The organism is Pseudomonas sp. LBUM1661 (assembly GCF_059695925.1).
The window spans coordinates 1,625,476-1,636,264 of sequence record NZ_CP166794.1 but is presented as its reverse complement, the minus strand read 5'-3'; the positions used below and the strand labels follow the sequence as shown (position 1 = coordinate 1,636,264).

The window sequence follows — 10,789 nt, the reverse complement described above, 5'->3', positions numbered from 1 at the left end:
TTGCGGCTTGTAGCTTGCCGCTTGTAGCTGCTCCTATTCCTTATCAAGGCCTCTACGCCGATACGGGAACACGTCGATGACCTTCCCGCCCCGAATAGCTTCCTGCAGGCTTTTCCAGTAATCGGCGTTGTACAACTCGCCATGCAATTGGTCGAACAACTTGCGTTGCCCCGAATCGGCAAACAGAAACGGCGGAAATTCCTCGGGAAACACGTCCAGCGGCCCGATCGAGTACCACGGCTCGGACGCCATCTCATCTTCAGGTGTGCGCGGTTGCGGGATGTGGCGGAAGTTGGCCTCGGTCAGGAAGCAAATCTCGTCGTAGTCATAAAACACCACCCGCCCGTGACGGGTCACGCCGAAGTTTTTCAGCAGCATGTCGCCGGGGAAGATGTTCGCTGCCGCCAGTTGCTTGATCGCCAGGCCGTAATCTTCCAGCGCTTCGCGCACCTGAGCGTCGTTGGCGTTTTCCAGGTACAGGTTCAACGGCGTCATCCGCCGTTCGGTCCAGCAGTGGCGGATCAGCACCGTGTCGTCTTCCACGGACACGGTGGACGCCGCAACCTCAAGCAGTTCTTCCAGGCACGCCGGATCGAACTTGCTCAGCGGAAAACGGAAGTCGGCGAACTCCTGGGTATCGGCCATGCGCCCGACGCGGTCGACGCTTTTCACCAAACGGTACTTCTCGATCACCGTGGCGCGGTCGACGTTTTTCGATGGCGAGAAACGGTCCTTGATGATTTTGAATACGGTGTTGAAACCCGGCAGGGTAAACACGCTCATGACCATGCCGCGCACACCGGGGGCCATGATGAACTGGTCGTCGGTGTTCGCCAGGTGGTTGATCAGTGCCCGGTAAAACTCCGATTTGCCGTGTTTGTAGAAACCGATCGAGGTGTACAGCTCGGCGATGTGCTTGCCCGGCAGGATACGCTTGAGAAAGCCGATGAACTCTGCCGGCACCGGCACGTCGACCATGAAATACGAGCGGGTGAACGAGAAGATGATCGACACGTCCGCTTCATCAGTGATCAACGCATCGATCTGAATCCCGCGACCTTCGCGGTGCAGCAGCGGAATCACCAGCGGCCATTGTTCGTCCTGGGTGTAGATGCGCCCCACCAGGTACGCGCCCTTGTTGCGGTAGAGCACCGAGGAAAACAGCTCAACGCTTAAATCCGGGTCCTTGCAGACCCAGTCCGGCAGGTTTTCGCGCAGTTGCGCTTCGAGGCGGCGCAGGTCGCCGGCCAGGTCGGCGTAGTCTTCGCTGAAACGGTAATCGGCAAAAATGCTCGCCAACATGCCGGACAACTGACCCTGAGGCTTGTACGTACGGGTTTGCGCAGCGCGGGCACGGCGCAGGCTCGGCCGGGTGGTGTGGATGAACATGCAGCCGTCGCTGATCAGGTCATGGCTGAACAGCCCGCAGAAGATCGAGTTGTACCAGGTCTCCGACAGTTCATCGTCAAAGCGCAGGTCGATCAGGGTGATGTACGCGCTTTTGACCAGTGGCCAGCAACTGACGTCCAGAGTTTCGGTGTCGAACGCGACGCGCAGGCGGTCGACCGTTTCGCTGACCTTCTCTTCATACAGATTGATCCGCGCGGCCGAGGCGATTTGCGTCTCCTGCCACTTGGCTTGCTCGAAGCGAGCCCGGGCACCGTCGGTGATCTGCCGGAAATGCTCACGGTAATCGTCAAAGCCATCGAGGATCAGTCGGGCGATATCGGCGGCTGGCCATTGCTGCGGCATGGTGAAACCTCGGCGGGAATGTCGGAAGCCTGAGCTTAGCCAGTGAACCGGGTGCAGGAGAAGCGTAATTTTGCGCCAGGCCCTGGAATGCGCCCGGCGAATTCGTTGCTCGTTTTTCGGTTGCCATCGATCAGGCGCTCGGCAACACTCTCGGCCCCATGAAGGAAGGAGTGCACCGTGAGCCCTGTCGATGTTGTTCGTATGCTGTCGCTGGCGGCTATCTGGGGTGCGAGCTTCTTGTTCATGCGCATCATCGCCCCCGTGATTGGCACAATCCCCACCGCGTTTTTTCGGGTGTCGATTGCGGCGGCCGGGTTGCTGGTGATCCTCGGGTTGATGCGCATCAGCTGGGATTTCAAAGGCAAACTGAAGACTGTGATGCTGCTCGGGGTAATCAACTCCGGAATTCCGGCGACGCTCTATTCCGTGGCCGCGCAAGTGCTGCCGGCCGGGTATTCGGCAATTTTCAACGCCACTACGCCGCTGATGGGCGTGTTGATCGGTGGGTTGTTCTTCAGTGAAAGACTCACCGCCGCCAAGCTCGGCGGGGTATTCCTCGGGCTGTTCGGCGTCGGCATTCTCACCCGGGCCGGTCCGGTGGCGTTTGACCTGCAATTGCTGATGGGCGCCCTCGCTTGCCTGCTCGCCACCACTTGCTACGGATTTGCCGGGTTCCTTGCGCGTCGCTGGCTCGACCAGGCCGGTGGGCTCGACAGCCGACTGTCGGCGCTGGGCAGCATGCTGGGGGCGACGTTGTTCCTGTTGCCGTTGTTCGGCTACAGCGTGATCAGCCAGCCACCGGCGAGCTGGGGCGGCTGGAATGTCTGGCTGTCGTTGCTGGGGCTGGGTTTGGGCTGCACGGCGCTGGCGTACATTATTTACTTCCGTTTGCTCACTTCGGTGGGGCCGGTGAAGTCGATGACCGTGACCTTCATGATCCCGCCGTTCGGGGTGTTGTGGGGGGCGCTGTTGCTGGATGAGCCGTTGTCGATGGCGCACCTGTATGGCGGGGTGTTGATTGCAGCGGCGTTGTGGATGGTGTTGAAGCCGACGGTGGTGAAGTCTGCCGAGGTGGCTGCCAGGTAGTTTTTCGGTGTGGCTGATGACGCCTTCGCGGGCAAGCCCGCTCCCACAGAGGCGGTGTCGAACACAGATTTTGAGTTCGACATCGATCACTGTGGGAGCGAGCCTGCTCGCGATGACGATGGTTCAGTCACCGACAATCACAAGGCTAGATCACTGAACCCGCCATCCACCAACCGCCGAATCCCCAGCGGATTAGCGTTCTGCAACGCCTCGGGCAACAACGCATCCGGATAATTCTGGAAGCACACCGGCCGCAGGAAACGATCAATCGCCAAGGTTCCAACTGAAGTCCCGCGCGAGTCCGACGTCGCCGGGTACGGCCCGCCATGCACCATCGCCTCGCACACCTCAACCCCGGTCGGGTAGCCATTGAGCAAAATCCGCCCGACCTTTTCCTGCAACGACTCAGCCAGCCAGCGGTACTCCAGCAACTCCTCGGGCTCGCCAATCAGCGTCGCCGTCAATTGCCCACGCAAGCCGTGCAACGCGGCCGCCAACTGCGCCCGATCCTCAACTTCAATGACGATGGTGGTCGGCCCGAACACTTCCTCCTGAAGCAGTTCATCGCCCTTGAGCAACAGGCTGACATCAGCCTTGAACACGTGCGGTTGCGCCTGATTGCCCTGTTGCGGTTTGCCCGCCAGGTGCGTCAGCCCCGGATGTTCGTGCAGTTCACCCAGACCTTTACTGTAATTGACCAACGCGCCGGCGTTGAGCATGGTTTGCGCCGGTTGCTGGTTCATGCTGGCGCAAAACGTTTCCACGAAGGTGCTGAACTGCGGCGAACGCAGACCGATGACCAGGCCCGGATTGGTGCAAAACTGACCGCAGCCGAGCGTCACCGATGCGGCCAGTTGCGCAGCAATTTGCTCACCCCGAACCTTGAGCGCTTCGGGCAGCAGGAACACCGGGTTGATGCTCGACATCTCGGCAAACACCGGGATCGGCTGTGGCCGCGTCGCCGCCATGTGGCACAGGGCATTACCGCCCTTGAGCGAGCCGGTGAAGCCCACTGCCTGAATCGCCGGGTGCTTGACCAGCCACTCACCGACACCCCCGCCGTAGATCATGTTGAACACCCCCGCGGGCATCTCGGTGCGCTCGGCGGCGCGGATGATCGCGTCCGCCACCCATTCGGCGGTTGCCATGTGCCCGCTGTGGGCTTTGAACACCACCGGGCAACCGGCGGCCAGCGCTGCAGCGGTGTCGCCACCGGCGGTGGAAAACGCCAACGGAAAGTTGCTGGCGCCAAACACGGCGACCGGGCCCAGGGCGATGCGGTACTGGCGCAGGTCCGGACGCGGCAACGGCTGGCGATCCGGCAAGGCGCGGTCGATGCGCGCACCGTAGAAATCACCGCGACGCAGGACCTTGGCAAACAAGCGCATCTGGCCGCTGGTGCGTGCGCGTTCGCCTTGAATGCGCGCGGCTGGCAAGGCGGTTTCGCGGCAGACGGTGGCGACGAAGTCATCACCCAACGCATCGATTTCATCGGCGATGGCCTCGAGAAACTGCGCACGTTTTTCGGCGCTCAGGTCGCGGTAAATCGGGTATGCAGCGGCCGCCGCTTTGGCCGCTGCCCCCACCTCGGCTTCGGACGCCTGGAAGAAGGTGCCTGGCAGCGGTTCACCAGTGGTGGCGTCGAGGCTTTGCAGTTGCAATGTACCGTTGGCGCTGCGACGGCCGCCGATGTAGTTGTGTCCGAGAAGCGTGGTCATAAGGGTTCCTTGACCGGCTGACAGCACCGGTGATTGAAGGCTTAAAGCGCCTGCACCTTGCCGATAGGAAACGGCTGGGCGCTTTCGCCGATGCCGTTTTCCAGCGGCGCACCGAACGCCTCAAGACTGATCTGAAAGCGATCCCCCGGCTGGGTTTTCACCCCGTCGGCAAACGACAGCGTGGCGGTGCCGAAGTAATGCACGTGGACATCGCCAGGACGCAAAAACTGCGCGTACTTGAAGTGATGGAATTCGAGGTTGGCGAGGCTGTGGCACATGTTGTCTTCGCCGCTGAGAAATTCCTTTTCCCAGAGCGTTTCGCCGTTGCGCGTGATGCGGCTGGTGCCCGCCAGGTGCCGGGGCAATTCACCGACGCGCAATTCCGGGCCATAGGCGCAGAAGCGCAGTTTCGAATGCGCGAGGTACAGGTAGTTGCGCCGCTCCATGACATGGTCGGAGAACTCGTTGCCCAGGGCATATCCGACGCGATACGGCTGGCCGTCGTCGCCGATCACATACAGGCCGGTCAGTTCCGGCTCTTCACCGGCGTCCTCGGCAAACGGCGGCACCGGGAAGTCCGCGCCGGGGCGCACGACGATGCTGCCGTCGCCCTTGTAGAACCATTCCGGTTGCGCGCCGACCTGACCGACCGCCGGTTTTCCACCCTCCAGGCCCCATTTGAAGATGCGCATGGTGTCGGTCATGCCGGCTTCGACCGCGCCATCCTGTTGGTGCATTTTGTCCCGTGCCGACGCGCTGCCAAGGTGAGTCAGGCCGGTGCCGCTGATCAGGCAATGGGCCGGGTCTTCGTGGTCCAGCGGTGGCAGGACCTTGCCCTGCTGCAACAGCTGCGCGTAATCCGGGCCAGGCTCGGTGCCGCGCTGCGCGGCTTCTTCTTGCAGGCTGCGTTTGGCGCGGATAGCCGCAAGTGCCAGTTCACGGGTGCTGCGGGTGTCTTTCAGCACCAGGACATGTGAGCCATCGACGACGCCGACCTGGCGCTCACCGGCAGTGTTTTCGAATTGAATCAGGCGCATGACGGCCTCCAGAAAGTCAGGGATGGCGCCACTCATGAGCGGCGCCTCAAGGTCACTCGATGATGTTGAAGTCACTCAAGTATTCATCGGAGATTTCCAGGCCCAGGCCCGGCGTGTTGTCGTCGAGCTGGATGTAGCCGTTGACCGGTTGTGGCTCGCCCTTGAACACGTAGTAGAAGAGTTCGTTGCCGACCTCGACGTCGAACACCGGGAAGAACTCGGCCATCGGCGAGGCGGTGGTGGACATGGTCAGGTGGTAGTTGTGCATCTGCCCGGCGTGCGGGATTACCGGCACTGACCAGGCTTCGGCCATGGCGTTGATCTTGCGCGCTGCGGTGATGCCGCCGACACGATTGGTGTCGTACTGGATCACGTCGACCGCGCGGCGTTCCAGCAGGTCTTTGAAGCCGTACGAGGTGAACTCGTGCTCGCCGCCGGAGATCGGCATGATCCCCATTTTTTTCAGCTCGATGTAGCCCTCGATGTCGTCGGCGATCACCGGTTCTTCGAGCCAGCGCGGTTCGAACTCGGCGAGTTTGGGCAACATGCGCCGAGCGTATTCGAGGGTCCAGCCCATGTAGCATTCGAGCATGATGTCGATGTCCGGGCCCGCCAGGTTACGCAAGGCGCGCACTTGCTCGATGTTTTTGCGCATGCCCGCCGGGCCGTCTTTCGGACCGTAGCCGAAACGCATTTTCAGCGCGGTGAAACCCTGGTTCAGATAGCCCTGGGCTTCTTCGAGGAACAAGTCGAGGTTGTCGTTGGCGTAGAGCTTGGAGGCGTAGGTCCAGATTTTTTCCTTGGTCCGCCCGCCGAGCAGTTTGAACACCGGCTTGTTCACCGCTTTGCCCATGATGTCCCAGATGGCGATGTCGATCGCCGAGATCGCCGCCATGCCGATGCCTTTGCGGCCCCAGGCGTGGCTCTGGCGGTACATTTTCTGCCAGATGTATTCGTTGTCGAACGGGTCTTCGCCAATCGCAATCGGCGCCAGGTAAGTGTCGATGATTTCCTTGGCCACACGCGGCGCCAGGGCGCAGTTACCGATGCCGACAAGACCGGTGTCGGTCTCGACTTCCACCACCAGCCAGCCGTGGAAACGGAACGAGCCCATGGCGTCGCCGCGCTCGAACAGGATGTCGCTGGCGTTGGTGCAGAAGTGCGCTTGAGGGGGAACGACTTTGCCTTTCCACTCGAAAACGCGGGTACGGATGGCTTTGATTTTCATGAATACAATTCCTTGCGCTGCCGGCTTTTTGTAGTTGTTGAGTCGCTGCGCAGAGCCGCTCGGCTGAACCGGTTCCGGGCATTCGATGGAGCGACTTTAGCCAGCGGCCAGGGGCTGCGGATAATCACTTATGCGTATCCGGCGATAACCTGGGGTGATCGCAAAAACTGCTTATCAGGCATGTCGGGTTATCGGATACAGCGCAAAAAAAAAATGTGGGAGCGAGCCTGCTCGCGATGGCGGCAGTTCAGACACTTATTCAGTGACTGAAGACCGCTATCGCGAGCAGGCTCGCTCCCACAGGGGATTTATGTTGATCCAGCGATGTAGATCAGTAGGTATTAGTGCCCATCCGGCAGGCGATTTCGAAGGCCTGGCGGATCGCCCCGACATTCGCCTTGCCCTGCCCCGCGATGTCGAACGCCGTGCCATGCGCCGGCGTGGTGATCGGAATCGGCAGCCCGCCCTGCACCGTCACGCCACGGGAGAAGCCCATCAGCTTGATCGCGATCTGTCCCTGGTCGTGATACATGGTCACCACCGCGTCAAAGGCACTGGCGTCGCCCTGGACCTTGAGGAAAATCGTGTCCCCCGGATACGGCCCTTCGGCCGCAATCCCCAGCGCCTGTGCCGAGCGAACCGCCGGGCTAATGATGTCCAGTTCTTCGCGACCGAACGAGCCGTTGTCGCCGTTGTGCGGGTTCAAACCACAGACGCCGATGCGCGGCTTTTCCAGGCCGTTGCGCTTGAGCGCGGTGTCGATCAACTGGATCGCTTCCACCACCCGCGCCTGACTGAGCATGCCCGGCACGTCTGCCAAGGCCACATGGGAAGTCACCCGCGACGTCCAGAGGTTGTCGAGCACGTTGAATTCGCAGAACGGCCCGTGGAAATCCAGCAATTCGGCGAACCAGTGCAACTCATCGCTGTGCGCCATGCCAGCCATGTGCAGCGACGTCTTGTTCAGCGGCCCGAACAACACGGCATCCGTGGTGCCGGCCTCGGTCAGGCGCAGGGCTTTTTCCAGGGTGTCGAGGCTATAGCGGCCGCCGATGACACTGGCTTCACTGCGAGGAAACTCGCCGAGGGTATCGCCGCGAAAGTCATAGAACAGCGGCGTGTCATCACGAAACTCCAACTGATCCAGCGACTCCACACGACGGTAAGGAAACTCCGTCCCGGCGATGCGCATGCCACGACGCATTTCCGCCTCGTCGGCGATCAGGATCACGTTAGCCTGACGGCGCACCTCAGGCTCGCCGAGCAGGCGTGCGATCAGTTCCGGGCCGATGCCTGCCGGGTCACCCAGGACCATGGCGATGGTGGTTTTTTTCATGCTTCACTCCTCAAGGGTTCAGGCCGTGTCCGCTCAATGGCGCAAGGCTCGCAGCGATAGACCCGCTGCGCGTTGCTGTAGAAAAGACGCTCCTGATCGGCCTGCGGCAGATCAGCAACGATGGATTTGAAACCGCTGTAAATGGCGTCGAACGAGCCGCACAGGCTGTCCACCGGAAAGTTGCTGGCGAACATCACCCGGGCGGCGCCGAACATGGCAATCACCTCGCGCACGATCCACGCGTTGTCCTTGGCACGCCACGCCTGGCCGGCCTGGCCAAGACCGGAAATCTTTACCTGCACGTTCGGCCAATCGGCCAGCCGCGCCATTGCCAAACGCCAACCCGCCAGACCTTCGGCGCTGCGGTCACTGGGCAATCCGGCGTGGTTGAGAATGAGTGTGGTGCCGGGAAAATCCCGGGCCAGCCTTTCGGCCTCGTGCAGGTTCCACCAGGGTGTCTGCAAATCGAAATGCAGACCCAAGCCTTCGAGCGCGGCGAAACTGCGGCGCCAATGCTCGTCGCTCATCAGGCTGCGCACATGACCAACTTGCGCGGGCGCGGTCGGGCCGCCAGGTTTGTGGCGAACGCTGCGCACGCACTTGAAACTTGCTTGCTCGGTGAGCACGGCGATGGCGTCCGGGTGATCGAGCCAGGCTTGCGCGACGACCGCATTCGGTACGCCGTAACGAGCGGCCAGTTGCTCGATGAAGCGGGTTTCGCCAATCGGGTCCTGCGGGTTCCATTCGGTCTCGACGTACACCGTTTGCACGACGTTATGAGCGCCGGCATCGGCGAAATAGTCCTCGGGAAAATAACGACGTTTGATCGCGCTGTAGTCACCGTAGCGAAACGGGATGTTGGCGTCGGGCGCCAACCACGGATGGTCGTTGATCGACGGGTCCCAGAAGTGATGATGAGCATCGATTATCGGTCCGGTCCATGCTGTATTGGATATGGGCTCAGCCATGGCGCACCTCGTCGAGACTGATGAACAAAGTCGCTAGAACAAACACCGCCGAACACACCGCAAAAAACCCCAGCACCGGGGCAAATCCACCGGTCATTTGCAGAATGATCCCCACCAGAATTGGCACCGCGATGCCGCCGGTGCTGCCGGCCATGTTCATCACGCCGCCGATCAGACCGACCCGCGCCGGGGCCGCCAGCAACGCCGGGAAGCTCCAGTAGAGACTGCCCCACATAAGAAAAAAGGCGGTCATGGCCAACAGCGCCACGGCCGCAAAAGGATCGTTCAGGGTTGGCAGCAACAGGAACGCGCCGAGGGCCACCAGACCGGAAAACGCCAGCAGGCTCTTGACCGCGACACCACGGCTGACACCCTTGCGGATCAACCCGTCGCAGAGAAAACCGCCCGTCAACGAACCCAGCGCGCCACAGACGAAGATCACGAACGTCGCAGCGCCGATGCCTTTGATATCAAAGCCACGCGCCTGTGCCAGATAACTCGGGCCCCAGGTCAGCAAGCCAAAATAAACCATCGCCCAACTGGCGCGACCGATCAGTAAACCGCTCAAGGATCGTGCCGCGATGCCCAGGCCTTTGACCGGCACGCGCGCGGCTTCGGCAGCAGGCGTGGCGCGCCCGGCGTTGATCTTGTCGAGTTCTTCGGCATTCACTTGCGGGTGGCTGGTCGGGTCGTCACGCAGATAACGCCGCGCCAGCCAGGCCAGTACCAGCGTTGCGATCCCGGCGATCACAAACGCCAGACGCCATGAATCCAGCGAAGCGATCAGGTAGGCAATGATCAACCCGCCCAGCGCCACGCCCAACGGGCTGCCGCTGTCCATCAGCACTGCGCCGCGACTGCGTTCGCTCGGCGCCAGCCACAGGGAAATCAGCTTGCCGCCCGAAGGAAACAACGGCGCCTCGGCAGCACCCAGTGCGACACGGGCGAACAGCAATGACAACCCGCCCGTGGCGAACGCGGCCAGCACCTGAAACGTGCCCCACAACCCGGTGGACCAACTGATGACCCGGTGCGGCCCGAAGCGATCGATCATCCAACCACCGGGAATCTGCAGCAGCGCGTACGCCCAGAAGAAACTGCTGAGGATCAGCCCTTGCAGGCTCGGCGACAGGGAAAATTCATGGGCGATGGTCGGCATCGCGATGGACAGCGAAACCCGGTCGATCAGGTTGACCATGGTCAACGCAAAGATGATCGCGAAAATCCGCCAGCGCACGTTGCTGGCTTTGACGGCGGAGCTCTGCGCGGGTGCCGCCACGGCCTGCGGCTGGATATCCGCGCCGGCCAGGTTCAGGGATGCACTGGAACGAGCCATGGTGCGTACCTCTTTTATTATTGTTGTGGAAACAGCAACGCCGCTTCCTGGCGACATGTGAGCACTATCGAAGGCTCACTGATAACCGTCTAATCAAAACTTGAAATCAGGCGATAGCCTCGGGTTATGTCATGCCCTGCTTTCAACGACCTTTCAACGTTGCCACGCATTCTTGTAGGAACGAGTAGTTTGCCGAGCTATAACCCCAGGCTATCGGTGTATGTATTGTTTTGACTAGACGCGGCGCCGGCGGCTTAACACACTCAGCCCAGGCTTGCAGCTTTTGAGCACCGACAAGTCACTCATAACAACTACAAAAACGAGGCCC

General features: G+C 61.2%; 8 protein-coding genes. 1 reads left to right on the top strand and 7 read right to left on the bottom strand.

The genetic code is table 11. The features are described from left to right. Positions 1 to 33: 33 nt before the first annotated feature. Positions 34 to 1,752, bottom strand: a complete 1,719-nt coding sequence (aceK, locus tag ACA057_RS07435) for a bifunctional isocitrate dehydrogenase kinase/phosphatase (RefSeq protein ID WP_497347125.1) — start codon at positions 1,750 to 1,752, stop codon at positions 34 to 36. 177 nt (positions 1,753 to 1,929) lie between these two features. Between aceK and ACA057_RS07430 the strand changes: the two genes are divergently transcribed. Further along, positions 1,930 to 2,838, top strand: coding sequence for a DMT family transporter (locus tag ACA057_RS07430; protein WP_497347123.1), 909 nt, complete (start codon positions 1,930 to 1,932; stop codon positions 2,836 to 2,838). A gap of 137 nt (positions 2,839 to 2,975) precedes the next feature. Here the strand turns inward: ACA057_RS07430 and ACA057_RS07425 are convergent, their stop codons facing one another. The 6 genes from ACA057_RS07425 to ACA057_RS07400 form a co-directional block, all read right to left on the bottom strand. Then, positions 2,976 to 4,556 carry an aldehyde dehydrogenase (NADP(+)) gene (locus tag ACA057_RS07425; RefSeq protein WP_497347121.1) on the bottom strand — a complete coding sequence of 527 codons (1,581 nt, stop codon included), beginning with the start codon at positions 4,554 to 4,556 and terminating at the stop codon, positions 2,976 to 2,978. A gap of 41 nt (positions 4,557 to 4,597) precedes the next feature. Next, entirely contained in the window at positions 4,598 to 5,593 is a 996-nt protein-coding gene (gene araD1, locus ACA057_RS07420; protein ID WP_497347119.1) for an AraD1 family protein, read from the bottom strand. Between the two features lie 52 nt (positions 5,594 to 5,645). Further along, positions 5,646 to 6,821: an L-rhamnonate dehydratase gene (locus ACA057_RS07415; RefSeq protein WP_007943924.1), complete on the bottom strand. Its 1,176-nt coding sequence runs from the start codon at positions 6,819 to 6,821 to the stop codon at positions 5,646 to 5,648. Between the two features lie 331 nt (positions 6,822 to 7,152). Beyond that, entirely contained in the window at positions 7,153 to 8,157 is a 1,005-nt protein-coding gene (locus ACA057_RS07410) for a 4-hydroxythreonine-4-phosphate dehydrogenase PdxA (protein WP_497347116.1), read from the bottom strand. Further along, entirely contained in the window at positions 8,154 to 9,125 is a 972-nt protein-coding gene (locus tag ACA057_RS07405) for an amidohydrolase family protein (protein WP_497347114.1), read from the bottom strand. Before ACA057_RS07405 ends, ACA057_RS07410 begins: the two co-directional genes overlap by 4 nt. Continuing rightward, positions 9,118 to 10,461: an MFS transporter gene (locus ACA057_RS07400; protein ID WP_497347112.1), complete on the bottom strand. Its 1,344-nt coding sequence runs from the start codon at positions 10,459 to 10,461 to the stop codon at positions 9,118 to 9,120. The genes ACA057_RS07405 and ACA057_RS07400 overlap by 8 nt, the downstream gene beginning before the upstream one ends. Positions 10,462 to 10,789: the final 328 nt, after the last annotated feature.

Excerpts from the sequence above, each read along its gene's own strand:
- araD1 (WP_497347119.1), bottom strand. The coding sequence starts at position 5,593 with ATGCGCCTGATTCAATTCGAAAACACTGCCGGTGAGCGCCAGGTCGGC.
- aceK (WP_497347125.1), bottom strand. The coding sequence starts at position 1,752 with ATGCCGCAGCAATGGCCAGCCGCCGATATCGCCCGACTGATCCTCGAT.
- ACA057_RS07400 (WP_497347112.1), bottom strand. The coding sequence starts at position 10,461 with ATGGCTCGTTCCAGTGCATCCCTGAACCTGGCCGGCGCGGATATCCAG.
- ACA057_RS07410 (WP_497347116.1), bottom strand. The coding sequence starts at position 8,157 with ATGAAAAAAACCACCATCGCCATGGTCCTGGGTGACCCGGCAGGCATC.
- ACA057_RS07405 (WP_497347114.1), bottom strand. The coding sequence starts at position 9,125 with ATGGCTGAGCCCATATCCAATACAGCATGGACCGGACCGATAATCGAT.
- ACA057_RS07415 (WP_007943924.1), bottom strand. The coding sequence starts at position 6,821 with ATGAAAATCAAAGCCATCCGTACCCGCGTTTTCGAGTGGAAAGGCAAA.
- ACA057_RS07425 (WP_497347121.1), bottom strand. The coding sequence starts at position 4,556 with ATGACCACGCTTCTCGGACACAACTACATCGGCGGCCGTCGCAGCGCC.